The organism is Mesorhizobium zhangyense (assembly GCF_011045115.1).
Taxonomy (GTDB): Bacteria; Pseudomonadota; Alphaproteobacteria; order Rhizobiales; family Rhizobiaceae; genus Mesorhizobium_M; species Mesorhizobium_M zhangyense.
Genome location: NZ_JAAKZG010000002.1, coordinates 352733 through 377793 on the forward strand (window position 1 = coordinate 352733; position 25061 = coordinate 377793).

The window sequence follows — 25061 nt, forward strand, 5'->3', positions numbered from 1 at the left end:
GGCGCGCTACATCTGCGTGAAATTTGACGTAAACGTCAAAAGAAACTAGCGGTGAGCACCGGCACCGCATAGGGTGCCGGGCGAGCGTCAAACGTGCCTGAGGAGGAGCAGCCAAACATGTATCGCGCACCTGTCGAGGAGATTTCCTTCACGCTGAAACACGTGGCCGGGCTGAAAGCCGGGCTGGACGAAGGCGCGTTTGGCGAGCTGAGCGAAGATCTGGTCGACGCGATTCTCGAGGAAGCCGGCCGCTTCGCCACCGACGAGGTTGCGCCGCTGCGCAAGGTCGGCGACGAAAAGGGCGCCGTGCTGAAGGATGCGGCGGTAACCACGCCGCCCGGCTGGAAAGAGCTCTACCGCCGCTGGATCGATGGCGGCTGGAATGCCCTGCAGGGCCCTGAGGAATATGGCGGGCAGGCGCTGCCGGCGATGCTCGGGGTTGCAGCGCTCGAAATGTGGAATTCCGGCTCCATGGCTTTTGCGATAGGCCCGACGCTGACCATGGGCGCGGTCGAGGCGATGGAAAAGCACGCCACCGAGGATCTGAAGAAAAAATACCTGGAAAAGCTCGTCTCCGGCGAGTGGATGGGCACGATGAACCTGACCGAGCCGCAGGCCGGTTCGGATCTTGCCGCGCTGCGCGCGCGTGCCGAACGTGCCGGCGACGGCACCTACCGCATCTTCGGCCAGAAGATTTTCATCACCTATGGCGAGCATGATTTCACCGACAACATCGTGCACATGGTGCTGGCGCGGCTGCCCGATGCGCCGGTCGGCACGCGTGGCATCTCGCTGTTTCTGGTGCCGAAATTCTTCGTCAACGACGATGGCTCGCTCGGCGGCCGCAATGATGTTTTCTGCTCGGGCCTCGAGGAAAAGCTCGGCATTCACGGCTCGCCGACCTGCACGATGATCTATGGCGACGGCTTCGTGAAGGGCAGCGAAGCGGGCGCCGTCGGCTGGCTGATCGGCGAGGAGAACAAGGGCCTCGCCTGCATGTTCACCATGATGAACAATGCGCGTCTGGCGGTCGGCATGCAGGGCGTGGCGGTGGCCGAAGCCGCCTTCCAGAAGGCGCTCGCCTATGCCAATGATCGCCGGCAGGGCAAGGCTTCGACCTATCAGGGCGAGGGCATGGCGCCGATCGTCCATCACCCCGACGTGCAGCGCAATTTGCTGACGATGAAGGCGCTGACGCAGATCGCGCGCGCCATCAGCTATTCCTGCGCCTACGCCACCGACAAGGCGCGGGCCTCCGATGGAGACGACAGGCAGCATTGGCAGGATCGCGCCAATCTGCTGACGCCCATCGCCAAGGCGTTCTCGACCGATGTCGGCGTCGATGTCGCCTCGCTCGGCCTGCAGATCCATGGCGGCATGGGCTTCATCGAGGAAACGGGTGCGGCAGCGCTTTACCGCGACGCCCGCATTGCGCCGATCTATGAAGGCACCAACGGCATCCAGGCGATCGACCTCGTGGTGCGCAAACTGCCGCAGGGCGGCGGCGAGCATGTCTTCGGCTATATTTCCGAATTGGCCGAGATCGTTAGCGAGCTGCGCACCTCCAACCTGCATGGCTTCGGCCAGACTGCCAACGCCATCGACAATGCTCTGGACGATCTCTCCGATGCAACGCGGCACTTGCAGAAGCTTGCCGGCGAAGGCCGGGTGGATGAGGCGCTGGCCGGTGCCACGCCTTACCTGCGGCTTTTCGCGCTGGCTTCCGGCGGCGCCTATCTGGCGCGCGGCGCATTGGCTGAGGAGAATGAAGCGCGGCAATCGCTGTGCCGGTTCTTTGCCGAAAATCTGCTCGGCGAAACGCGGGCGCTTAAGGATCGTGTCGTCGGCGGCGCGGCGAGCCTTTCGGCAGCGGCCAAGAGCCTGATTTCAGCCTGAAGCCAACAAGGATTTGACCGTGACCGAGCATATTCTCATCGAACGGCGGGGCGCCGTGCAGATCATCCGGATGAACCGCCCGGACAAGAAGAACGCGCTGACCCGCGCCATGTATGCGGCCTTCTCCGCGGCACTCAGGGCGGCCGATGCCGATCCTGAAATCCGGGTGAATGTGGTGTTCGGAGTTCCCGGTGCGTTTTCGGCCGGCAACGACCTCGCCGATTTCATGGCGGTCGCCATGGGCGGCGACGGTGGTGGGGAAGTCTGGGATTTCCTGCTGGCGCTGGCTGAGTCGGAAAAGCCGCTTGTTTCGGGCGTCGATGGCATCGCGGTCGGCATCGGCACGACGCTCAATCTGCATTGCGACCTGACCTTCGCCACGCCGCGCACGGTGTTCAAGACCCCGTTCGTCGATCTCGGCCTCGTGCCGGAAGCCGGCTCCAGCCTGCTTGCGCCGGCCGTTCTTGGCCGTCAGCAGGCGTTCGCGCTGCTGGGGCTGGGCGAGGGCTTTTCCGCCGAACGGGCGCGCGATGCCGGGATGATCTATGCGGTGGTCGAGGAAGACCGGCTGGAGGCCGAGACATTGACCGCCGCCGAGGCGATCGCGGCAAAGCCGCCGCAGGCGCTGAAAATCTCACGCGACCTGATGCGGGCACCACGTGACGAACTGATCGCCCGGATCAAGCAGGAAGGCGAGCACTTCCGCGAGCGGCTGAAATCCGACGAGGCCAAGGCAGCGTTCGTCGCCTTCATGAGCCGGAAGAAGTAACCAGCCGAAACAAACAGCCCCGCCGAAGCGGGGCCATTTCTGCAACTGCCGCGCTTATCGCATGTAGGGCGATGCGCACTGCTGGCGCGGGCCGTAGTTCGGCTGGAAGGTGTTGTCCGCCGCGCGGTAGGAGCGATAGCGGTTATAGCACCAGCGCACATGGGCATTGCTTGCCGGCCGGTAGGCGGGTGCGGGGCGATAGGTCGGTTGGTTGGCAATCGCGCCGCCGATGATGGCGCCGGCGATGAAGGCTGCCGGCGGGAACCAGTAGCCATTGTGCTGACGCCAGCCGGCCCGATGGTTCCGGTAGCCGCGATGGCCGTTGTAGTAAGTGTTGCCTCTCTGGCGATAGAATCCGCGGCGTCCGTCGCGCACCTGCTGGACGTCGGTGCTGCCTGATTGCAGTTTCGGCAGCGGCATGGCGGCAGCGCCCGCAGGTGCCATCGTCGAGGCGATGGCTGTAAGTGCCATCGCGGCCGCGCATATTGTGGTCAGGATCTTTTTCATCGTTTCCTCATTCGGTTTACCCAAGCCCATGCACGGCAATCTGGCGTTCCAACGATGAACGCCAACTGAATGAAATCATTAATTATTTGTAACGTTGAGGCCTTGGCCGACGGGCATCCGCAATCCGGAAAAATCGTTTGTGCCTAGCGCCGCCGTTTTCGCTGGTCTAGAAACACGTTGACTGGAATCGACCGACTGCAGGACGTCGATGGCAACCACGCATCGCAAATTGACCACCATCTTCTCGGCGGACGTTCAGGGCTATTCGCGCCTCATGGAGGCCGACGAGGAGCGGACGCTTGCCACGCTGAAGCAGTATCGCGACGCCATGGTTCGGCTGATCGAGGCGCATGGCGGCCGTGTCATCAACACCTGGGGTGACGGGCTGATTGCCGAGTTCCCCAGCGTGGTCGAATCGGTGCGCGCGGCCATTGACGTTCAGAATGAACTGGCCGGGCGCAATGCCAATCAGCCAAGCGAAGCCCGGATGGAATTCCGGATCGGCATCAACCTCGGCGACGTTATCGCCGATGGCGAAGACATCTATGGCGACGGCGTCAACATCGCCGCGCGCCTTCAGACTTCGGCTGCACCAGGCGGCATCGTGATCTCCAATACGGTGCACGATCAGGTCCGCAACAAGATGACTGTTGGCTTCGAGTTCCTGGGGCAGCTGTCGGTCAAGAACATCAGCGAGGCCGTGCCGAGCTATGCCGTCCAGGTCGGCGACGTGAAAAATGCGCGGGCATATGCGGCGCGTGCGGAGGAAGAGGCGAGGCCGCAGGCCGCTGCGGCCGAGTGGGGGCGGACAACCGGTTGGACGCAGGTTCCATCGAAGAAAACCGTTTCCCGCAGCTTTTCGGTCATGGGGCTGGTCGCTGCGGGCCTTGTGGCGATCAATCTGTTCACCTGGCATGGCACGTTCTGGGCTGCCTGGCCGGTTCTCGCCTACTGCGTTCTTGCCGGGCTGTCATGGGCCGGAACCACCAACCTCGTCGACCGCAAGCTGGCGTCGCTCGGCGTAATCGGCGCGATGTTCGTCGCGATCAACCTTTTGACCTGGACCGATACCTTCTGGGCCAAATGGCCGCTGCTGGCCATAGCGATCGCCGCCGGGTTGAGCAGGACGATGCGCCGGAAACGCACCTGATCCATCTAGAGCAGTTCAGTTGTTGATAGGAACGAACCGCTCTAGGTATTTGTTTTTTAGCAATTCCGGACGGAATTGCTCTACGGATAAAGCCGCTCCTTGTCCCAGCCGCCGTCGCTCGCTCGCGTAAAAACGATCCGGTCGTGCAGCCGGAAAGGGCGATCATGCCAGAACTCGATCTGCTGCGGCACGATGCGGAAGCCGGACCAGTGTTTCGGGCGCGGAATCTCGCCGATCGCATGGCGCGCGGTGTATTCGGCCACCGCCTTTTCCAGCGCGAAGCGGCTTTCCAGCGGGCGCGATTGCTTCGAGGCCCATGCGCCGATTCGGCTGCCGCGCGGGCGGGTGGCGTAATAGGCATCGGCCTCGGCGTCGCTGACGATCTCGACAGGCCCGCGAACGCGCACCTGCCGGCGCAGCGATTTCCAGTGGAAGCACATCGCCGCTTTCATCGTCGCCAGAATCTCTCGGCCCTTGGCGCTTTCGAAATTCGTGTAGAAAACGAAACCCTGCTCGTCAAAGCCTTTCAGCAGCACCATGCGCACATCCGGCATGCCGTCGGTATCGACCGTTGCGAGCGCAACGCCGTTCGCATCGTTGATTTCGCTCTTGGAAGCGTCGTTCAGCCATTGCGCAAAAAGCCGAAACGGTTCAGGACTGTCGGTGAAGTCACCTTCTGTTAAGTCTGTCTCAGCCATAGTTTCCGCTCAATGTGATGTTGCTGGCCCGGGAGATTGCCGATTGTCGCGCCTTGCGCAAGCGTGGAGAGATGGTTTGTCGTGCCTTTTCCGGTCGAACTGCCTGAAACTGGCGGCCGTGATGGCCGCTGGCCTATCACTTTCTGCCTGTGCGGCCGGTGGTTTCAGCCTCGAAAAAGCTGAGGTCGACCGTTCGCTGCTGACGGGAACGGTGGCCTCCAATCCGCAGGCGCCTGTCGATGCCGACCGGCTCTCCGACGAATCGACCATCCGCAATGCCGTTTCGGCAGCCGACATCAATGGCCTCGGCACCAGTCCGCTAGCCTGGGCCAACGCCAACACCGGCTCGCGCGGCGCCATCAGCAACATGATCGAGCACAAGGAAAACGGCGCGCTCTGCCGCAAGTTCACCGCCTCGCGCGAAAGCTTCGACGGGGTCAGCCTCTATCAGGGCGAAGCCTGCCTGGCCGATGCCGGGGCGTGGCGCATGCTGGCCTTCCAGCCGGTGTCTTAGGGGCGGCGGTCGAGCCCTAACTGCCTGCCTGAATCTCGAAGCATCCTAGCACTCCAGCCTGAACTTGCGCTCGGCTTACGTTCTGTCGCGCCCCCCTCTGGCCTGCCGGCCATCTCCCCCACAGGTGGAGAGATTAGCTGTCATCACGACTTTCGCTAACCTTCAACGTTGCAGAATGGGCGGTGTGAACGAAACTGCTGATCTCCCCACCTGTGGGGGAGATGGCCGGCAGGCCAGAGGGGGCAACGTAGGGCGCCAAACCCGATCATGGTTTTAAGCGCAGTCTCTGCCCCAAAGGCTGGAATTTCTTCCTACGCAGGCGCATATAGGGGGCGAGCAAGAATTCCAGAAGATTCCGGCAGGCAGTTACACAAGCATGCGCGATCCCTATGAAGTGCTGGGCGTTGCCAAGAACGCATCGGCCAAAGAGATAAAATCGGCTTACCGCAAGCTCGCCAAGAAGCACCATCCGGACCAGAACCCGGACGATCCCAAGGCGAAGGACCGGTTTTCGGCTGCGAACCAGGCCTATGAGATCCTCGGCGACGAGAAGAGCCGGGGCGCTTTCGATCGCGGTGAGATCGACGCCGAGGGCAAGCCGAAGTTCCAGGGTTTTGAGGGTCATCCCGGTGGCGGCGACCCGTTCGCCGGCTTCCGGCGCCAGCAGGGCCAGGGTCCGGGCGGTTCACGCTTCGAGTTCCGTACCGATGGCACGGGTCCCGATCCGTTCGGCTCCAACAGCGATATCTTCAGCGAACTCTTCGGTCACGCCTTCAACCAGCGTCCTGGCGGCGCGGGCGGGCAGCGTGCGCCAGCGGGCGCCGATCTCAACGCGACACTCGATGTCAGCATCGAGGACGCCGCCACGGCCGCCAAGGTCATGGCGATGTTTCCCGGTGGCCGCAAGATTGCGGTGAAGCTGCCGGCTTATGTTGAGGACGGCCAGACGATTCGGCTGAAGGGGCAGGGCGAGGCGGGGCCTGGTGGCCCGGGCGATGCGCTGGTGAAAATCCGTTTCAGGAGGCATCCGCGTTACCGCGTCGAGGGCCGCGATCTGCATGCCGATCTTCCGGTGCCGCTGAGCGATGCCGTGCTCGGGGCCAAGGTGGCCGTGGAAACGCCCACCGGGCGGCTCGCGGTCAACGTGCCGGCCTGGTCGAGTTCCGACAAGGTCTTGCGGCTCAAGGGCCGGGGCCTGCCGGAAAAGGCCGGCGGGCACGGCGATCTCTACGCCCATGTCCGCGTCATGCTGCCGGAACACGGCGACCCGGAACTCGAAATGCTGATGAAGAAGTCGGTCAAGTAACCACTTCGCGGGTCGCTCGGGTGTCTCATCCGCTTTTTTGAAAGCTTGAAGGTGCCCGGTGGCTATGCGATAGGGGCATTCTTGATTTCAGAACGCGGAGAATGATCACATGGCGGTTGGACAGGGCCTGATGGCCGGCAAGCGCGGTCTTGTTCTTGGCGTGGCCAATAACCGGTCGATCGCCTGGGGTATCGCCAAGGCCTGTGCCGACCAGGGCGCCGAGCTTGCTTTCACCTATCAGGGCGAGGCGCTGAAGAAGCGTGTCGAGCCGCTTGCGGCCGAAATCGGCGCGCTGGTCTGCGGCCATTGCGATGTCACCGACATGGCCACGATCGATGCCTGCTTCGCCAAGATCGAGAAAGAATGGGGCAAGCTGGATTTCGTCGTCCACGCCATCGGCTTTTCCGACAAGGATGAGCTGACCGGCCGTTACGTCGATACCACGCACGGCAATTTCCTGCGCACCATGGATATCTCGGTCTATTCCTTCACGGCGATCGCCCAGCGCGCCGAAAAGCTGATGACCGATGGCGGCTCGCTTCTGACCATGACCTATTACGGCGCCGAAAAGGTGATGCCGAACTACAATGTCATGGGCATCGCCAAGGCAGCACTCGAAGCCAGCGTCAAATATCTTGCCGTCGATCTCGGCCCGAAGAACATTCGCGTCAACGCGATCTCGGCCGGTCCGATCAAGACGCTGGCCGCGTCGGGCATCGGCGACTTCCGCTACATCCTGAAATGGAACGAATACAATGCGCCGCTGCGCCGTACCGTTTCGATCGAGGAAGTCGGCGATTCGGGTCTCTATTTCCTCTCGGACATGTCGCGCGGTGTGACCGGCGAAGTGCATCACGTCGATTCGGGTTATCACGTCGTCGGCATGAAGGCCGTCGACGCGCCGGACATCTCGACCGTCAAGGATTGATAGTCGGGCCATCCCGCATTTTTGGAATTGCTATGCCCCCGCTCGTGTATTTCGTGCGCCACGGCCTGACCGAATGGAACGCCGAAGGCCGCCTGCAAGGACAGGCCGACACCGACATCACCGATGTCGGTCGCGCCCAGGCCGACCGCAATGGCGCTCGGCTGGCGGAGCTGATCGAAAACCCGCTACGCTTCGACTTCGTCGCCAGCCCGATGCGGCGCACCCGCGAGACCATGGAGCGCGTGCGCACCGTCATGGGGCTCGACCCGACCGGCTACAGCACCGACGTGCGTCTCATGGAGGTGCATTTCGGCGACTGGCAGGGGTCCACCTTTGCCGAGCTGGAAGCGCGCGAGCCAGGCTGCACGCGCCCTCGCAAGACCAACAAATGGGAATTCGTGCCGCCGGGCGATGCCGGCGAAAGCTACCAGATGCTGCTCGAGCGCGTGCAGCCATGGTTCGAGGCGCTGAGAAGGCCGACGGTCTGCGTGACCCACGGCGGCGTCATCCGCACGATCTTCCGGCTGGTCGAAAACATGCCGGGGCGGCAGGCCGCAGCCCTTGAAGTGCCGCAGGACATGGTGCTGCGGCTGCAGGATGATTATCTGGAGTGGCAGTAAGAGACCGTTGCTAACTCTACCCTGCCGGCCATCTGACGCAGTTTTCTGCGCTTCCGGTGCTCACGTACCTTAATGTACGCTCCGCTCCGGTTCTCGAAAACCACGCCATATGACTCGGCAGGGCGAGTTATCAAACAGTCTTTGGGAGCCGAGCGAACGCTTATTCGGGCAACTGCATGTCGGTGATCTGGTTGACGCCGCCGACCTCGTCATAGGCGAGCACGATGTCCATGCCCTCCTTGAGCGCAGCCACGTCGAACTCGTCCGGCAGCTTGTAGGATTTGCCGTCTTCGAGGGTGATGGTCAAAGCATCGCGATTGATTTTCTTGATGTGGCCTTCCGCCTCGGCAGCGTAGGCGGCGCTTGAAATCATCAATGCAGTGGCAATAGCGCCGATCAGGGTGCGCATGGGTGTCCTCCCAAATTCCTCGCGCGCCGGCAGGCGGCAGCGAACAGCGGATGATAGAGCGAGACGCTCATTAACATCCTGAATGTGTCAAAACTTAATCCTTTCGGATGACGGTTTGACCACCGCCGAAAACGCCAATAGAACGCAGCACGAAACCGGCTAACGGCCGGGCAGGGCTGTTTCTCATGTCGCACAACACTTTCGGACATCTGTTCCGCGTTACCACCTGGGGCGAAAGCCACGGCACCGCCCTGGGCTGCGTCGTCGATGGCTGTCCTCCGGGCATCCGCTTCACCCAGGCCGAGATCCAGAGCGAACTCGACAAGCGCCGTCCCGGCCAGTCGCGCTTCGTGACCCAGCGCCGCGAACCCGACGAGGTGAAGATCCTGTCCGGCTTCGTCATGGACGAGGACGGCGAAACGATGATCACCACCGGCACGCCGGTGTCGATGATGATCGAGAATGTCGACCAGCGCTCCAAGGACTATGGCGAGATCGCCCGGCAGTATCGTCCCGGCCATGCCGACTATACCTATGACGTCAAATACGGCATCCGCGACCATCGCGGCGGCGGCCGGTCCTCGGCGCGCGAGACCGCGGCGCGGGTTGCCGCCGGTGCGCTCGCCCGCAAGGTCGTTCCGGGCATGGTGGTGCGCGGCGCGCTGATCTCGATGGGCGTCAAGGAGATCGATCGCAGCCGCTGGAACTGGAATTTCATCGACGACCCGGAAAACCCGTTCTTCACGCCCGATCCCGGCTCGGTGCAGGTGTTCGCCGATTATCTCGACGGCATCCGCAAAGCCGGCTCCTCGGTCGGCGCGGTCATCGAGATCGTGGCCGATGGCGTGCCGGCGGGCCTTGGCGCGCCGATCTATGCCAAGCTCGATCAGGATATCTGCTCGAACCTGATGTCGATCAACGCCGTGAAGGGCGTCGAGATCGGCAATGGCTTCTGGGCCGCGCGCATCACCGGCGAGGATAACGCCGACGAGATGCGCATCGGCAATGACGGCAAGCCGGTGTTCCTGTCCAACAATGCCGGCGGCATTCTGGGCGGCATCTCCACCGGGCAGGCGATCGTCGCGCGCTTCGCGGTCAAGCCGACCTCGTCGATCCTGACGCCGCGCCAGTCGATCGATGTCGACGGCAAGGATGTCGAAGTGCGCACCAAGGGTCGTCACGATCCGTGCGTCGGCATCCGCGCCGTGCCGATCGGCGAGGCCATGATTGCCTGCGCCATTGCCGATCATTATCTGCGCCATCGCGGGCAAACGGGAAGAGTTTAGGGCAGTAGGGGAGTAGGGCAGTATGTTTTACCCGTCGAATTCCCTATTGCCCTACTGCCTTATTCCCCTACTGCCATACTCCCTTGCGAACGAAAGTGAGCCCCATGTCCTATGACCAGAAACAAGTCGTCGAGGCGCTGCGGGCCTTCGAGCGCGGTGAGATCGTCGTCGTCATGGACGATGACGGGCGCGAGAACGAGGGCGACCTGATCGTCGCTGCCGTGCACTGCACGGCGGAGAAGATGGCCTTCATCGTGCGCCACACCTCCGGCATCGTCTGCACGCCAATGACGCGCGAGGATGCGCGGCGTCTCAACCTTTCGCCGATGGTGGCGGACAATGATTCGGCCCACACCACCGCCTTCACCGTGAGTGTGGATTTCAAGCACGGCACGACGACCGGCATTTCCGCCGACGACCGCACGCTGACGGTGCGCAACCTCGCCAACGGCAATGTCGGCGCGAATGATTTCGTGCGCCCGGGTCACATCTTCCCGCTGATCGCGCGCGAGGGCGGCGTGCTCATGCGCTCCGGCCACACCGAGGCCGCAGTCGATCTGTGCAAGCTCGCCGGGCTGCCGCTGGTCGGCGTCATTTCCGAGCTGGTCAACGATGATGGCACGGTGATGCGCGGGCCGCAGGTTGCGGCCTTCGCCGAGAAGAATGGGCTGAAGCAGGTTTCGGTCGCAGACCTGATCGCCTATCGCCAGCGCCAGGAAACGCTGATTCAGCGCGTAGACTCCTTCGACATCGACACGCCCGGCGGCAAGGCCAAGGCCTACACCTACACGCTGCCCTGGGATGTGATGCACCATCTGGCCATCGTCTTCGGCGATATCCGCGACGGCGTCGAGGTGCCGGTGCGGCTTCACGCCGAGGATGTGGTGACGGATGTGTTCGGCACCGGATGCCGTCTCGACCAGATCATGAAGGCACTGGGCGAGCGCAAGCGCGGCGTCATCGTCTATCTGCGCGAGGGTTCGGTCGGCGTCGCCGACCAGGGCCGCAACCGGCCTTCAGCCGATCGCGAGGATCACGCCGAGGCGCTGCGGCGCGAGGATGAATGGCGCCAGATCGGCCTTGGCGCGCAGATCCTGAAGGATCTCGGCATCTCCTCGATCAACCTGATCGCCTCGCGTGAGCGCCACTACATCGGACTGGAAGGCTTCGGCATCAAGATCGCCAAGACGGAAATCCTGTAAAACGGAAAACCTGTAAAACAAAGGGCTCCGGTCGACCGACCGGAGCCCTTTGTTGCAAGCCAGCTTATTCCGCCGGTTGCGGCAAGGCCGAAACCGCGCGTCGTTCGCCGCCGAGCGACCTCTGACCCAGAAGCACGGTCAGCAGGGCAATCGTCCCGGCCGCTACCGACACCCAGAAGCCGTTATGTGCGCCGTAATTATCCACCACCCATCCGGTTGCGAATGAGCCGAGCGCCATGCCGATGCCGATGCCGGTCATCACCCAGGTGACCCCTTCGGTCAGCATTGCTGCCGGCACGCGGCGCTCGATCAGGCCGAAGGCGGTGATGAAGGTGGGCGAGATCGCCACGCCGCTGACGAAGATCGCCAGCGCCAGCATCGGCACCGTATTCACGACCAGCAACGGCAGCGTCGTCAGCGCAATGATGGCGACCGCGATGGCCAACTGGCGCTGCAAAGGCATGGTCAGGTTCAGTGCGCCGATGATCAGGCCGACCACGAAGGAACCGACGGCATAGACGCCGATGACGAGGCTTGCAGCGCTCGGCTGGCCGAGTTCCTTGGTGATCGCCACCGCGCTGACTTCTGCGGTCGCGAAGGTCGCGCCGATGAAGATCAGGGCAAAGGTGATGATCTGGACCGGCCGCTGCCGGATCGCCGAGCCGCCTCCGCCATGTTCCAGCGGCCTGATCCTGGGTTCCGTCGAGCGTTGCAGGATGAACGCCGCCGATCCGAATGCGAGGAACAGCGTGCTCGCCAGCATGCCCGCTTCGGGGAACAGGGCGACGCTGAGGCCCACCGACAGCGACGCGCCAGCGATATAGACGAGTTCGTCCGCAGCCGATTCGAAGGCGAAGGCGGTGTTGAGTTCAGGACGGTCGTGGAAAATCTCGGACCAGCGCGCCCGCACCATTGCCGGCATGCTGGGCATTGCCGCCGCCAGCAGCGCCGACACGAACAGCGTCCAGATCGGCCAGTTCTGGTTGGTTGCGACCAGCAGAACCGCAAAGGCGATCACCGAGACGATCGTTGTCGGCGTAAGCACTTTCGCTTGCCCGTGCCGGTCGACCAGCCGCGAGATTTGAGGGGCAAGGACGGCGTTGGTCAGCGCATAGGTTGCCGAGACGGCACCGGCCAGCCAGTATTCGCCATGGGTCTGCGACAGCATGGCGACGATGCCGATCGGTGCCATGGCGATCGGCAGCCGTGCGACGAAACCGGCGGCGGCGAAGCCTTTGGCTCCCGGCGCCTTGAAAATCTCGCTATAGGGGTTGGGCATCGAATGCTCCTGGATTTCCAGAGGGGCACCACTTACATACGTGGCGTATGAAATCTAGATAGTTGCATACGCCACGTATGTCAAATAATATACGCATCGTATGCGAAGGAGATTTGATGGCGCATAAACCACGCAAGGAGATGATAGCCGAAACGCGCACCAAATTGGTGGACGCTGCGCGTCATGCTTTCGGCACGGTCGGCTATGCGGAAGCATCGATGGACGATTTCACCGCCGCAGCCGGGCTGACGCGCGGCGCGCTTTATCATCACTTCGGCGACAAGAAGGGGCTGCTCCAGGCCGTTATCGCCGAGATCGACGGCGAAATGGCCGTGCGGGTGCGCGAAATTGCCGAGAAAGCGCCGACGCGCTGGCAGTATTTCGTCGACGAATGCACCAGCTATATCGAACTGGCGGTGGAGCCGGAAATCCAGCGCATCATGTTCCGCGACGGTCCCGCAGTGCTGGGCGATCCATCGCAATGGCCGAATGCCAGCGCCTGCGAAGCTTCGATGACGGAAAACCTGACTCATCTGCAGCAAGAGGGTGTGGTCGTTCCCGATCTCGATCCCGCCACGGCGGCACGGCTGATCAATGGCGCGAGCAGTCAGGCGGCGCAGAAGATTGCCAATTCCGACGATCCGGAGGCAACGTCGCGCAAAGCCGTCGCGGCTTTCAAGACTTTGCTTAACGGGCTGTTGGTCAACAGGGCCTGAGTGGGGCGCTACGGGCGCATTTTGCCAGCGATGTCCTTCAGCGTGTCTTCGCCTCCGCCGCCGAACGTCTCGCTCATGATGAGCTCTGAGAGCGGCAGGCGGGCGCCCCAGCCGCTCCGCTCAAGGTCTGGCTGTGGCGCGAATTCCGAGACGTGGCCGACGCAGAGATAGGCAATCGGGACGACGTGGTCGGGAATGTTCAAGGCCCGTTTCAACGCTTCCGTATCGATGATGCTGACCCAGCCGACGCCGATGCCTTCAGCCCGCGCCGCCAGCCAGAAATTCTGTACCGCACAGACCGTGCTGTAGATATCCATTTCGGGATTGTGCCAGCGGCCGAGCGGCGAGCCCTTTGAGCGCGAGCGGTCGCAGGTGATGCAGAGGTTCAGCGCGCTTTCGCATATGCCTTCCAGTTTCAGCTTGCGGTAGAGCATCTGACGCTCCTCGGCGATGTTCGGCAACTCTTGCTCGCGCGCGGCAAGGAAAAGGTCGCGCACCGCCTGCCTCCGCTCCATGTCGCGGATAACGATAAAATTCCATGGCTGCATGAAGCCGACGGAGGGCGCATGATGGGCGGCCATCAGCAGCCGGGCCAGCACTGCGTCGTCTATCGGGTCGGGACGAAAATGGCTCCGCACATCGCGGCGGGTGAAGATGGCGCGGTAGACGGCGTCGCGCCCGGCTTCTTCGAAGGCATTTTCACGGCAGGCGTGGTTGCGGACGGCATTCATCGCATTTCCCCTTGCGATCGAAAAACGTCGTTCCGCCTGTCCACGCGGATGACTATCTCTGCCGGGCCGGTCTTCTGGCTTGGGTTCATCCCGCATCCGGCGCCTTCCCGTTCTCGCGAACAGTGGCCTTTGCCGATGCGGTTCCCCTTACAGCGTTGGGCACGCCACGGATTTTCACCGTGTTCCCGATTCTCCCGCCTCGCGGCGGGCACCTGACAGCACCGGAGACTTAACCCGGCGCGCTTGCAAAAACATCCCCCGATGCCGACCTATGATTTCGCAATGAGGATTTTCCCCAGGCTTCGGGCGCCGACGCATGGCGGCGGCACGGTCTTTCCTGATAGGATGTTTGCATGACGACGCGTCTCTATTCACATCCGATCTACCTTGAGCATCTGACGCCGCCGGGCCACCCGGAGCGGCCTGATCGCTTGCGTGCCATCGCGCGCGTGCTGGAAGACGAGGCCTTTGCCGCACTCGACCGTGTCGAGGCGCCGAAGGGCGATGAGGCGACGATTCTCTACGCCCATCCCGAAAGTCATGTCCAAAAGGTGCGCGCTGCGATCCCGCAAGAGGGTATCCGCGCCATCGACGCTGACACCGTGGCCAGCCCGAAAAGCTGGGTTGCGGCGCTGACGGCGATAGGTGCTGCCAATGCTGCGGTGGACGACGTGTTTTCCGGCAAGGCCGACAATGTCTTCGTCGCCAGCCGCCCGCCGGGGCACCATGCCGAAAAGACCACCGCAATGGGCTTCTGCCTGTTCAACAACGCCGCAATCGCCGCGCGCTACGCACAGAAGAAGCATGGCGCCGAGCGGGTCGCCATCGTCGACTGGGACGTGCATCACGGCAACGGCACGCAGGACATTTTCTGGGACGATCCCTCCGTGCTCTACTGCTCGACGCACCAGATGCCGCTGTATCCCGGCACCGGCGCGAAGAGCGAGACCGGCGCCGGCAACATCGTCAACGCGCCGCTGGCACCGCAGACCGGCAGCGACATTTTTCGCGAGGCGATGCGCTCGCGCGTGTTTTCGGCGATCGACGATTTCGCGCCGGACCTGATCATCATTTCGGCCGGTTTCGATGCGCACCACCGCGATCCGCTGGCCGAGATCAACCTGACCGAAGACGATTTCGACTGGGCGACCGGCGAACTCATGGACCGTGCCACGCGGCATTCCGGCAACCGGCTCGTCAGCCTGCTGGAAGGCGGATACGACCTCGAGGGCCTGTCGTTCTCTGTCGCGGCGCATGTGAAGCGCCTGATGAAAGGATAAGAGATGGCCAATGAGCCGAGTGACGAGATCAAGGCGATGAGCTTCGAGCAGGCGCTGGAGGCGCTGGAAAAGATCGTCGACGATCTGGAGCGCGGCGACGTGCCGCTCGACCAGTCGATCAAGATCTACGAGCGTGGCGAAGCGCTGAAAACCCATTGCGACCGGCTGCTGAAGGCGGCCGAGGACAAGGTCGAAAAAATCCGCCTGTCGCGCGACGGCAAGCCGGTGGGCACGGAGCCGCTCGACGGCGAATGACTTGACGTCGTGGCACCTCGCGCCCAGTTATCTGTCAGACAAAGGGTCGATGGAAAATCCGGGAGCTGACGATGTGCCGCAATATCAAGACGTTGTTCAATTTCGAGCCACCGGCGACGCATGACGAAATCCGCGACGCAGCACTTCAGTTTGTCCGCAAGCTGAGCGGTACGACGAAACCTTCCAAGAAAAACGAGGAAGCATTCAACCGCGCTGTCGATCAGATCGCGGAAGCTGCGCACGAACTGCTGCATTCGATGGAAACGCACCAGCATCCGCGCAATCGCGAGGAAGAAGCCGCCAAGGCAAAGGCCCGCTCAGTGCTGCGTTTTGCAAACGCATGACGCTTGCAGTGCGCCTGTATCGGCGCCTCTCGCTCAGCCATTGAACATACCGTCACCGGTACGGGACTTTCGATTGTCGCGCTTGGGGCGTAGCCTCTCTGCATAAGGTTGAACGCAACCGCAGATCGGAGTGTCCCATGAGCTTTTTTCCCGCACGTGATCCCGAGCCGGGCGACGCATTCTCCTGCGATGCCATCGAACTGATGGTCATTCCCAACGCCAAGGATATCGGCGGCTTCGAGGTGCGCCGGGCGCTGCCGACGGCAAAGCGCCGGCTGGTCGGGCCGTTCATTTTCTTCGATCGCATGGGGCCGGCGATCCTGCGCGCCGGCAAGGCGCTCGACGTGCGCCCGCATCCGCATATCGGCCTTTCGACCGTCACCTATCTGTTCGACGGCAAAATCAGGCACCGCGATTCGCTCGGCACCGAAATGGTGATCTCGCCCGGTGATGTGAACCTGATGACGGCCGGGCGCGGCATTGTGCATTCCGAGCGGACGCCCGAGGAAATGCGCGGCGCGCCAATGTCGGTTTCGGGCCTGCAGACCTGGATTGCGCTGCCCGACCACAAGGAGGAAATCGCGCCGGTGTTCGAGAACACGGCAAGCGCCACGCTGCCAGAATTCAGCGCCGAGGGCGTGACCGGTCGCGTGGTAATCGGCGAGCTTGAAGGCATGCGCGCGCCGGTGACGACCTATCACGACACGCTCTATGCCGATATCCGCCTCGCACCCGGCGCCAGCTACAGCATTCCGGCGGACGCCGAGGAGCGCGCCATCTATGTGCTCGACGGAAGCGTGGTAATTTCCGGCGACCGTTTTCCCGAGAATCGCCTGCTGGTGCTGAAGCCGGGCGACGAAATCGTCGTTTCGGCCGAAAACGGCGCGCATTTCATGCTGTTCGGCGGCGCTTCGCTGGGTTCACCGCGTCACATCTGGTGGAATTTCGTGTCGTCCTCCAAGGAACGAATCGAACAGGCCAAGGAGGAATGGAAGACCGGCCGCTTCGACATTGTGCCAGGCGACGACAAGGAATTCATACCTTTGCCCGAAAGTTGATGTTTGTGACGCAAGGATACGCGTCATCACCGCACATTTACTTTCCGGGGTCGACGCTCTATCTCCAATCTGTAGACTAAACGGATTACAGACAGGCCTCGACCTCGTGACTTTGCCACCCAAGACGCCGCTGCTGGACAAGGTCCGCATTCCCGCGGACCTCAAGCTGCTGCCCGAAAGCGACCTGCCGCAACTGGCGTCGGAACTGCGCGCCGAGTTGATCGACGCCGTTTCGCACACTGGCGGCCATCTCGGCGCTGGCCTCGGCGTGGTCGAATTGACCGTGGCGCTGCACTACGTCTTCGACACGCCGGACGATCGCATCATCTGGGATGTCGGCCACCAGGCCTATCCGCACAAGATTCTCACCGGCCGCCGCGACCGCATTCGCACGCTGCGCATGGAAGACGGGCTGTCCGGTTTCACCAAGCGCACCGAGAGCGAATACGATCCCTTCGGCGCAGCACATTCTTCGACTTCCATTTCCGCCGGTCTCGGCATGGCGGTGGCGCGCGACCTCAATGGCGGCACCAACAACGTCATCGCCGTGATTGGCGACGGCGCCATGTCGGCGGGCATGGCCTATGAGGCGATGAACAATGCCGGCGCGCTGAACGCGCGGCTGATCGTCATCCTCAACGACAACGACATGTCGATCGCGCCGCCTTCGGGCGCGATGAGCGCCTATCTGGCGCGGCTGGCCTCGGGCAAGACCTATGCCGGCATCCGCGATCTCGGCAAGAAGCTGACCTCTTATCTCGGCGCACGCGCCGATCGCGCCATCACCCGCGCGGTGGAACATGCGCGTGGCTATGTCACCGGCGGTACGCTGTTCGAGGAGATGGGTTTCTACCACATCGGCCCGATCGACGGGCACAATCTCGAGCACCTCGTTCCGGTGCTGAAGAATGTCCGCGACAACGGCACCGGCCCGATCCTGATCCATGTCGTGACGCAGAAAGGCAAGGGCTATGCTCCGGCCGAAGCTGCAGCCGACAAATATCACGGCGTCAACAAGTTCGACGTCATCACCGGCGCGCAGGCCAAGGCTCCGGCCAACGCGCCGAGCTACACCAAGGTTTTCGCCGAAAGCCTGATCCAGGAAGCGCGCGAGGACGACCGCATCGTCGCCATAACCGCCGCCATGCCTTCCGGCACCGGGCTTGATCTTTTCGGCGAGGTGTTTCCGAGCCGCACCTTCGATGTCGGCATCGCCGAGCAGCATGCCGTGACCTTCGCCGCCGGCCTGGCAACGGAAGGGCTGAGGCCGTTCGCGGCGATCTATTCGACCTTCCTGCAGCGCGCCTACGATCAGGTCGTGCATGACGTCGCGATCCAGAAATTGCCGGTGCGCTTCCCGATCGACCGCGCAGGCTTCGTCGGCGCCGACGGGCCGACCCATTGCGGCGCGTTCGACACGACCTATCTTGCCTCGCTGCCCGGCTTTGTCGTGATGGCAGCCGCAGACGAGGCGGAACTGCGCCACATGGTGCGCACCGCCGCAAGCTTCGATGAAGGTCCGATCGCCTTCCGCTATCCACGCGGCAACGGCGTCGGCGTCGACATGCCCGAGCGTGGCTCGGTGCTGGAGATCGGCAAGGGCCGCATCGTCAAGGAAGGCACCAAGGTAGCACTGCTGTCCTTCGGCACGCGCCTGCAGGATTGCCTGCTCGCCGCCGAGGAACTGGACGCTGCCGGACTTTCCACCACTGTTGCCGACGCCCGCTTCGCCAAGCCGCTGGACGAGGATCTGGTGCGCCGGCTTGCGAGATCGCATGAGGTTCTGCTGACCGTCGAGGAAGGCTCCATCGGCGGCTTCGCCAGCCATGTGCTGCATTTCCTGGCGAAGGAAGGCTTGCTGGACACCGGCCTGAAGGTGCGCCCGCTGGTTCTGCCGGACGAATTCACCGACCACGCCAAGCCGGAAAAGATGTATGTCGACGCCGGGCTGGATTCGACCGGCATCGTTCGCACGGTGTTTGCAGCACTCGGCCAGTCGGTGCGCTCGGCCACGGCCTAACCATCTGTTTACGCTGATATTTGGGATTCTGCTTACCTTGTCTCTTGGGCCATTTTTAGCGCGTTGCCGCTAGAAAGCTCTCCGGGTAGGGAGAGCAGCAGTGAAAAAATTGCTTCTGGGGAGCGTGGCGTGTCTGGCCGTGCTGAGCGCACCGGCAAATGCGCAGATGCGCCATGATGTGAAGCTCGAGCAGGCCGTGATGGAAATCGTCGCGCGCAAGATCGGCGACATTCGCGGCGGCTTTTCCTATGAGCGCAAGCCGGAATTCGTCGTGCTCAACGAATCCTATTCCTACACGCCGACCTTTCTGGAAAGCGCGCGGGCGGAGCTGATCCGGCGCTTTGACGAAGGCTTGCTGCCGCTCACCGAGCGGACGGTTTCCCGGGTCATTACCTTCTGAAGCTTGCGTTCCCTGCATGCATTCGCCAATGAAGGCGGATGAACGCCAATTCCAAAATCGAAACACGCCAGAGGCTCGACGAATTGCTCGTCGCGCGCGGCCTGTTTGCCAGCCGTTCGCGGGCGCGCGATGCCATCGAGCGCGGCACGGTGAAGGTGGACGGCGCTGTTGCAGGCAAGGCCGGGCAGGGGGTTTCGGCCGATGCCGTGATCGCCGTGGACGATCCGGCCCAGAGCTATGTCTCGCGGGCCGCGTTAAAACTGATCGCCGGGCTCGACCATTTCTCTATCGATCCCTCCGGCTGCACTGCGCTCGATATCGGCGCTTCTACCGGCGGTTTCACGCAGGTTCTGCTGGAGCGGGGTGCGGCACATGTGACGGCGATAGATGTCGGCCATGGCCAGATGCATCCGAGCCTGAAGGCCGACCCGTGTGTGCGCTGCATCGAGGGGCTGAATGCGCGCGAGCTGTCTGCCGGCGATCTCGATGGGCGCTTGCCTGAACTGATCGTCTCCGACGTCAGCTTCATTTCATTAAAGCTTGCTCTGCCGCCGGCGCTCGATCTGGCGCGGCCCGGTGCGCGGGGCATCTTTCTGGTCAAGCCGCAGTTCGAGGCCGGACGCGAGGCGATCGGCAAGGGCGGGCTGCTCAAGAACCCGGTCGACGCACCGCTGATTGCCGAAGCGTTGAAAGATTGGCTCGATGCGGTGCCGGGTTGGCGCGCCATTGGGATTTGCCCATCGCCCATCGAAGGCAGCGACGGCAACCGCGAATTTCTGTTGGCCGGGGTAAAGGCATGAGCACTCAGTTTCAGATCGCGCGCCTCGGTGCACAGGGCGACGGCGTGGCGGACACACCAAACGGTCCTGTCTTCATCCCCTTCGCGCTGGCGGGCGAAAAGGTGACGGCGGCGCGCGAGAAGGATCGTGCGATGCTGATTGCGGTGTTGGAGGAATCGCCGCTTCGCATCCATCCGGTGTGCCGCCATTTCACCGATTGCGGCGGTTGCGCTTTGCAGCATCTGGAAGCGCAAGCCTATCTCGACTGGAAGCGCGACAAAGTGGTGCAGGCGCTGAAGAGCCGTGGCATCGAGACGGATGTTGCAGCAACGGTCGCTTGCGCGTCGCATTCGCGCCGCCGCGCCATTTTCTCGGTGCGCCGCACCGAATCCGGCATGCTGCTCGGCTACAATCGGGCGCTGTCGCACCAGATCATCGACATCGAGGAATGCCCTATAATCGAACCGGAAATCGAGCGTGCGCTGCCGATGCTGCGGCAACTGGCGGCGCTGCTTTGCAAGACCGCACAGCCGTTTCACATGACCGTCACCTATACGGCTTCGGGGCTGGATGTGGCGGCCCAGGACGGCGGCAAGCTCGAGGACAAGGCCCGTATGTTGGTTTCCGCCTTTGCCATTCGCGAAGGTCTGGCGCGGGTGGCGGCCGATGGCGAGATCATCGTCGAGCCGAAAAAGCCCGTGGTGCTGTTCGGCAATGTGTCGGTCGCACCGCCTTCGGGCGGCTTCCTTCAGGCTGTCGCGTCAGCTGAAGAGGTCATGGCCGGGTTGGTCGGCGAGCATCTGAAGAAATCGAAGAAAGTGCTGGACCTGTTTGCCGGCGCGGGCGCTTTTGCCCTGCGGCTTGCGGCAAACTCGGAAGTCCACGCCGTGGAAGGCGATGCGGCGGCCCTTGCCGCACTCGATCGCGGCTTTCGATTCGCATCGGGCTTGAAGCGCGTCACGGTGGAAAAGCGCGACCTGTTCCGCCGTCCAATCACATACAAGGAACTCGCGGCCTTCGACGGTCTGGTCTTCGACCCGCCACGCGCCGGCGCAGAGGATCAGTGCAAGCAGATCGCGAAATCCGAGGTGCCTCTGGTCGCAGCGGTTTCGTGCAACCCGACAACGCTGGCGCGCGATTTGCGCATCCTGATCGACGGTGGCTATCGCTTGAAAAGCGTCACCCCGGTCGACCAGTTCCTATGGTCGGCGCATGTCGAAGCGGTGGCGCTGCTGGAGAAGCCGAAGAAGCGGCGGTAGGTGGCCGTTAGCTGCCGAGAAGACGCTCAATGAAAGCCGGCACGATCTTCGTTGCTGGGCCGTACACGGCTTCATCGAAATTCGAATAGCCCTCCGAGCGTTCAAGATTGAGCTCGACCGTATGCGCGCCGGCTGCCCTGGCCTGCTCGACGAAGCCAGCGGCAGGATAGACGTTGCCGCTGGTGCCGATGGAAACGAACAGATCGCAGGCATCGAGCGCCTTTTCGATCTCGCCCATGTGGTAGGGCATCTCGCCGAACCACACGACATCGACGCGCATCCGCCCCTTCGCCTTGCACCATGGGCATTGCGAGTCGATGGACATTTCCCCCGACCAGGGCCTGCGCATGCCGCAAGCCTCGCAAAGTGCCGAATTGAGTTCGCCATGCATATGGACGAGTTTCTTCGATCCGGCGCTTTCATGGAGGTCGTCGATGTTCTGCGTCACCAGCAGGAACGAACCCTTGAAGGCAGGCTCGAGCCGCGCGAGCGCCTCATGCGCGGCATTCGGCTTGATGCCGAGCATGCGCCGGCGGCGCTCGTTGTAGAAATCGTGAACGCGGCCGGGATTGCGTGCAAAGCCTTCCGGCGTTGCCACATCGCGATAATCGACCTTGGACCAGATGCCATTCTTGTCGCGAAAAGTGTCGACGCCGGATTCGGCAGATATGCCGGCACCGGTCAGGACGACGATCCGCTGGAAGGGCATCAGTTGGAAACATTCCTAGCGTCAGAACGCCTAGTATAAACAAATACACTCATTCTTCTCTTATTCTATTTCTAGATGCTTGTTTCAAGACGTCTCTAACGTCATGAAGGTGTTGAATTTGATCAAAGTTGTCCAAATCCAATCCCTTTTCCTTTGACAAAGGATATCTAATAAAATGCGCAATCGAGTGCCTTACGGCGTTTTCCACGTAGTGACCGAACGACACAAAATCCGATTTATTCCTCAGCATCATTGGATTTTCGACAATTCGTCCTATGGAATCTCCCAAATAGCTCGGATGATTTAAGTATCTATCCACGTATTCAATCGCGTAGGCATTTTTTGTATGCGGATAAGAAAGAGAATGCCAATAAAATAAAATATTTAAATACAAGCTGCTTGAAGATCTTGCTTCTCTATATATTCGAACAATATCAGATTGTTCCGAGTTGCGAACAGGCGGTATGTAATAAAATTCATCACTCAATTCACTTACTGGTATCGATCTTCTTTCAACGTATCCTCCTGAGACTTTCTCCAAGTCGAAATGCGTGCCGTGCGCTATTACTCCGGAAGATAGGATGACCTTACAATCTCTTTCAAAGGAGATTACGCTAAGAAGTTCTGCCAATAGACGATAAGCTTCATTTGCTTCTGAGTTGTTGTCGTGGCGAAGGATCGTTAGAACCTTGTCCGTCTCATTTTGTTTCCAGCCAGGAATGTAACGAAACTCGCGATTCTTATATCGAAAGAAATAGTCCTCTTTCTTAAATCCAAGCGAGGTATGAACAGCCAAGGCATACGCAGACATAACGTTACCTAGCTAGGGATCACACCCGCGTGCCGCCGAGCGTCATCTGGTTCATCCGGAGATGCGGCTGGCCGACGCCGACGGGAACGCCCTGGCCGGCTTTGCCGCACATGCCGATGCCGGTGTCGAGCTTCATGTCGTTGCCGATCATGGTGACGCGGTGCATCGCGTCCGGGCCGTTGCCGATCAGCATCGCGCCCTTGATCGGCTGGGTCACCTTGCCGTTCTCGATCATGTAGGCCTCGGTGCAGCCGAACACGAACTTGCCGCTGGTTATGTCGACCTGGCCGCCGCCGAAGGAGACGGCATAGACGCCGTTCTTCACCGAAGCGATGATTTCCTCAGGCGCCATGTCGCCGGCGGTCATATAAGTGTTGGTCATGCGCGGCATCGGCTGGTGGGCGTAGGATTCGCGGCGTCCGTTGCCGGTGGCGTTCATGCCCATCAGGCGAGCGTTCTGCCGGTCCTGCATGTAGCCGACCAGCTTGCCGTCCTCGATCAGCACGTTGCGGTTGGTCGGCGTGCCTTCGTCGTCGACGGTCAGCGAGCCGCGCCGCTCGGCAATGGTGCCGTCGTCCACGACGGTAACGCCCTTGGCCGCAACCTGCTGGCCCAGCAGGCCGGCGAAGGCCGAGGTCTTCTTGCGGTTGAAATCGCCTTCCAGACCGTGCCCGACAGCCTCATGCAGCATGACGCCCGGCCAGCCGCTGGACAGCACTATGTCGAATGTGCCGGCAGGCGCGGGGATGGCCTGGAGATTGACCAGCGCCTGGCGCAGCGCCTCGTCTGCGGCATGCTGCCAGCTGTCTTCGATGAGGAACTCGCCAAAACCCTTGCGGCCGCCCATGCCGTAGGAGCCGGACTCCTGCCGGTCGCCTTCGCCGACGACGACGGAAACATTCATGCGCACCAGCGGGCGCACGTCGCGGACGACCTGGCCGTCGGCGCGCAGGATCTCGACATGCTGCCATGACGAGGCAAGCGATGCCGTCACCTGCCGCACGCGTGGGTCCTTGGCGCGCAGCCACGCGTCGATTTCCTGAAGCAGCTTGGACTTGGCTTCGAATGAGGGCGACGGGATCGGGTTCTCGTCGGTGTAAAGATGGCGGTTGGTGCGGGCAGGCGCCGCTGCAAGCGTGCCGGAATAGCCGCCCTTGACCGCCGAGACCGCATCCGAGGCGCGCAGGAGTGCGGCTTCGGAAAGCTCGCTCGAATGGGCATAGCCGCTCGCCTCGCCGGCGATAGCGCGCAGCCCGAAACCCTGGTCGGTGTTGAAATTGGCGGTCTTCAGCCGGCCATTGTCGAACATCAGCGCTTCGCTTTCGCTGTATTCGAGATAGAGCTCGCCGTCGTCGCTGCCGTTTATCGTGTCGCTGACGATCCGGCGGATCTGGTCTTCGGAAATGTCGAATTGGCCGAGAAGGCTGTTCATGGCGGGTCCGCCTTGTTTTCGAGAAATCAATCGACCCACGATGTAGGCGCGCCGGCCCGTTTCGGCAATGCGCTCGCGCCTATCTTACTGGGGCAGGGCGGCAAAGCCTTCGGCGAAACCCTTCAGGTCGACCGGAATGCCGATGCCTTCTTCGGGCGTCTGGAAGACGATGAAGGTTGCCGACGTACCGGTCTTCAAGGTGTCGAGCAGCGGCTTTTCGAGGATGACCTCGGCATAGCAGCCGTCGCCGAAGCAGCGCACGAAATAGGCGCGGCCGATATCCTTGCCGTCGACATTGAGGCCAAGGCCGTTGGGCAGGAGAACGCCGAGCGGCGCCAGGACGCGGAGAATTTCAGCCTTGTTGTCGGCCGTGCGCAGCACGACCACCGACAGGCCCATCTCCGGCCGGTCCTCGGCAATCACGTTCTGCATCATCACGCATTGCTCGGCGGTAGCGCCGGCCGGCGTGTCGCAGATGATCGACCATGCGCCATGCGTCGAGCGAACGGAACCACTCTGCGGCTGGGGTGCCTGTGGAGCCGGATTGGCCGGCGCAGGCGCTGGTGCTGCCTGAGGGGTGGCGGGCCTCGGCGTCGGCGCAGGCTGTTGCTGCGCGCCCGCCGGGACGACCGTTCCGGACAGAGCGGCGAAAAGGACGACCTTCGCCAAGGTTCTCGAAAGCCGAGATTTCATGATGGCTCCA

27 protein-coding genes and 1 riboswitch are annotated in these 25061 nt (G+C 62.2%); of the genes, 18 read left to right on the forward strand and 9 right to left on the reverse strand.

The features are described from left to right. Window positions 1-117: 117 nt before the first annotated feature. Entirely contained in the window at window positions 118-1896 is a 1779-nt protein-coding gene (locus G6N74_RS05260; RefSeq protein ID WP_165115088.1) for an acyl-CoA dehydrogenase family protein, read from the forward strand. Window positions 1897-1915: 19 nt separating this feature from the next. After that, window positions 1916-2665, forward strand: coding sequence for a crotonase/enoyl-CoA hydratase family protein (locus G6N74_RS05265; protein ID WP_165115089.1), 750 nt, complete (start codon window positions 1916-1918; stop codon window positions 2663-2665). 54 nt (window positions 2666-2719) lie between these two features. Here G6N74_RS05265 and G6N74_RS05270 read toward each other — a convergent pair whose 3' ends face one another. Beyond that, window positions 2720-3172, reverse strand: a complete 453-nt coding sequence (locus G6N74_RS05270) for a BA14K family protein (protein WP_165115090.1) — start codon at window positions 3170-3172, stop codon at window positions 2720-2722. Between the two features lie 208 nt (window positions 3173-3380). On the opposite strand from G6N74_RS05270, the gene G6N74_RS05275 reads away from it, so the two are divergent. Further along, window positions 3381-4322 carry an adenylate/guanylate cyclase domain-containing protein gene (locus G6N74_RS05275; RefSeq protein WP_165115091.1) on the forward strand — a complete coding sequence of 314 codons (942 nt, stop codon included), beginning with the start codon at window positions 3381-3383 and terminating at the stop codon, window positions 4320-4322. Window positions 4323-4402: 80 nt separating this feature from the next. Here G6N74_RS05275 and pdxH read toward each other — a convergent pair whose 3' ends face one another. Beyond that, entirely contained in the window at window positions 4403-5020 is a 618-nt protein-coding gene (gene pdxH / locus G6N74_RS05280) for a pyridoxamine 5'-phosphate oxidase (protein WP_165115092.1), read from the reverse strand. Window positions 5021-5141: 121 nt separating this feature from the next. On the opposite strand from pdxH, the gene G6N74_RS05285 reads away from it, so the two are divergent. The 4 genes from G6N74_RS05285 to G6N74_RS05300 all read left to right on the forward strand — a co-directional run bounded on the left by G6N74_RS05285 (window position 5142) and on the right by G6N74_RS05300 (window position 8388). Further along, complete coding sequence (locus G6N74_RS05285; RefSeq protein ID WP_165115093.1) at window positions 5142-5534, forward strand: RT0821/Lpp0805 family surface protein; 393 nt, start codon at window positions 5142-5144, stop codon at window positions 5532-5534. A gap of 376 nt (window positions 5535-5910) precedes the next feature. Then, window positions 5911-6840 carry a DnaJ C-terminal domain-containing protein gene (locus G6N74_RS05290; protein ID WP_165115094.1) on the forward strand — a complete coding sequence of 310 codons (930 nt, stop codon included), beginning with the start codon at window positions 5911-5913 and terminating at the stop codon, window positions 6838-6840. A gap of 109 nt (window positions 6841-6949) precedes the next feature. Beyond that, on the forward strand, window positions 6950-7768 hold the full coding sequence (gene fabI / locus G6N74_RS05295; protein WP_165115096.1) for an enoyl-ACP reductase FabI: 819 nt from the start codon (window positions 6950-6952) through the stop codon (window positions 7766-7768). 32 nt (window positions 7769-7800) lie between these two features. Further along, window positions 7801-8388 (forward strand): histidine phosphatase family protein, encoded by a 588-nt coding sequence (locus G6N74_RS05300; RefSeq protein ID WP_165115098.1) that lies wholly within the window; start codon window positions 7801-7803, stop codon window positions 8386-8388. Window positions 8389-8548: 160 nt separating this feature from the next. Here the strand turns inward: G6N74_RS05300 and G6N74_RS05305 are convergent, their stop codons facing one another. Further along, on the reverse strand, window positions 8549-8797 hold the full coding sequence (locus G6N74_RS05305) for a DUF1344 domain-containing protein (RefSeq protein WP_165115100.1): 249 nt from the start codon (window positions 8795-8797) through the stop codon (window positions 8549-8551). Window positions 8798-8982: 185 nt separating this feature from the next. Between G6N74_RS05305 and aroC the strand changes: the two genes are divergently transcribed. Both aroC and ribB read left to right on the forward strand, forming a co-directional pair. Continuing rightward, window positions 8983-10083, forward strand: a complete 1101-nt coding sequence (gene aroC, locus G6N74_RS05310; protein ID WP_165115102.1) for a chorismate synthase — start codon at window positions 8983-8985, stop codon at window positions 10081-10083. 104 nt (window positions 10084-10187) lie between these two features. Then, window positions 10188-11285, forward strand: a complete 1098-nt coding sequence (gene ribB, locus G6N74_RS05315) for a 3,4-dihydroxy-2-butanone-4-phosphate synthase (protein WP_165115104.1) — start codon at window positions 10188-10190, stop codon at window positions 11283-11285. A gap of 64 nt (window positions 11286-11349) precedes the next feature. On the opposite strand, the gene G6N74_RS05320 is transcribed toward ribB, so the two are convergent. After that, a complete protein-coding gene (locus G6N74_RS05320; RefSeq protein ID WP_165115106.1) occupies window positions 11350-12564 on the reverse strand; it encodes an MFS transporter in 1215 nt (404 codons plus the stop codon). Window positions 12565-12680: 116 nt separating this feature from the next. On the opposite strand from G6N74_RS05320, the gene G6N74_RS05325 reads away from it, so the two are divergent. Then, the gene (locus G6N74_RS05325; protein WP_165115108.1) at window positions 12681-13280 is read left to right on the forward strand and encodes a TetR/AcrR family transcriptional regulator; all 600 of its coding nucleotides are present in this window, start codon (window positions 12681-12683) and stop codon (window positions 13278-13280) included. An 8-nt stretch (window positions 13281-13288) separates the two neighbouring features. Here G6N74_RS05325 and bluB read toward each other — a convergent pair whose 3' ends face one another. Continuing rightward, window positions 13289-14011, reverse strand: coding sequence for a 5,6-dimethylbenzimidazole synthase (bluB, locus tag G6N74_RS05330; protein ID WP_165115110.1), 723 nt, complete (start codon window positions 14009-14011; stop codon window positions 13289-13291). Window positions 14012-14058: 47 nt separating this feature from the next. Next, window positions 14059-14242, reverse strand: a riboswitch (cobalamin riboswitch). 122 nt (window positions 14243-14364) lie between these two features. Here bluB and G6N74_RS05335 point away from each other — a divergent pair. The 8 genes from G6N74_RS05335 (at window position 14365) to G6N74_RS05370 (ending at window position 21406) form a co-directional block, all read left to right on the forward strand. Continuing rightward, complete coding sequence (locus G6N74_RS05335) at window positions 14365-15291, forward strand: histone deacetylase family protein (protein ID WP_165115112.1); 927 nt, start codon at window positions 14365-14367, stop codon at window positions 15289-15291. A 3-nt stretch (window positions 15292-15294) separates the two neighbouring features. Then, window positions 15295-15546, forward strand: coding sequence for an exodeoxyribonuclease VII small subunit (locus G6N74_RS05340; protein WP_165115114.1), 252 nt, complete (start codon window positions 15295-15297; stop codon window positions 15544-15546). Between the two features lie 71 nt (window positions 15547-15617). Continuing rightward, window positions 15618-15890 carry a DUF2277 domain-containing protein gene (locus G6N74_RS05345; RefSeq protein WP_165115116.1) on the forward strand — a complete coding sequence of 91 codons (273 nt, stop codon included), beginning with the start codon at window positions 15618-15620 and terminating at the stop codon, window positions 15888-15890. Between the two features lie 137 nt (window positions 15891-16027). After that, window positions 16028-16948, forward strand: a complete 921-nt coding sequence (locus tag G6N74_RS05350; RefSeq protein ID WP_165115118.1) for a pirin family protein — start codon at window positions 16028-16030, stop codon at window positions 16946-16948. Window positions 16949-17054: 106 nt separating this feature from the next. After that, entirely contained in the window at window positions 17055-18968 is a 1914-nt protein-coding gene (gene dxs, locus G6N74_RS05355; RefSeq protein ID WP_165115121.1) for a 1-deoxy-D-xylulose-5-phosphate synthase, read from the forward strand. Between the two features lie 100 nt (window positions 18969-19068). After that, window positions 19069-19368, forward strand: coding sequence for a hypothetical protein (locus G6N74_RS05360; protein ID WP_165115123.1), 300 nt, complete (start codon window positions 19069-19071; stop codon window positions 19366-19368). A 38-nt stretch (window positions 19369-19406) separates the two neighbouring features. Further along, window positions 19407-20168, forward strand: coding sequence for a TlyA family RNA methyltransferase (locus tag G6N74_RS05365; protein WP_165115125.1), 762 nt, complete (start codon window positions 19407-19409; stop codon window positions 20166-20168). Continuing rightward, window positions 20165-21406 (forward strand): class I SAM-dependent RNA methyltransferase, encoded by a 1242-nt coding sequence (locus tag G6N74_RS05370; RefSeq protein WP_165115127.1) that lies wholly within the window; start codon window positions 20165-20167, stop codon window positions 21404-21406. Before G6N74_RS05365 ends, G6N74_RS05370 begins: the two co-directional genes overlap by 4 nt. Before the next feature lie 7 nt (window positions 21407-21413). Here the strand turns inward: G6N74_RS05370 and G6N74_RS05375 are convergent, their stop codons facing one another. The 4 genes from G6N74_RS05375 to G6N74_RS05390 form a co-directional block, all read right to left on the reverse strand. Continuing rightward, a complete protein-coding gene (locus G6N74_RS05375) occupies window positions 21414-22115 on the reverse strand; it encodes an NAD-dependent deacylase (RefSeq protein ID WP_165115129.1) in 702 nt (233 codons plus the stop codon). A 49-nt stretch (window positions 22116-22164) separates the two neighbouring features. Beyond that, the gene (locus G6N74_RS05380; RefSeq protein ID WP_165115131.1) at window positions 22165-22926 is read right to left on the reverse strand and encodes a methylamine utilization protein MauJ; all 762 of its coding nucleotides are present in this window, start codon (window positions 22924-22926) and stop codon (window positions 22165-22167) included. A gap of 19 nt (window positions 22927-22945) precedes the next feature. Then, a complete protein-coding gene (gene tldD / locus G6N74_RS05385) occupies window positions 22946-24358 on the reverse strand; it encodes a metalloprotease TldD (RefSeq protein ID WP_165115133.1) in 1413 nt (470 codons plus the stop codon). An 84-nt stretch (window positions 24359-24442) separates the two neighbouring features. Next, window positions 24443-25051 carry an invasion associated locus B family protein gene (locus G6N74_RS05390; protein WP_165115135.1) on the reverse strand — a complete coding sequence of 203 codons (609 nt, stop codon included), beginning with the start codon at window positions 25049-25051 and terminating at the stop codon, window positions 24443-24445. Between the last annotated feature and the right edge of the window lie 10 nt (window positions 25052-25061).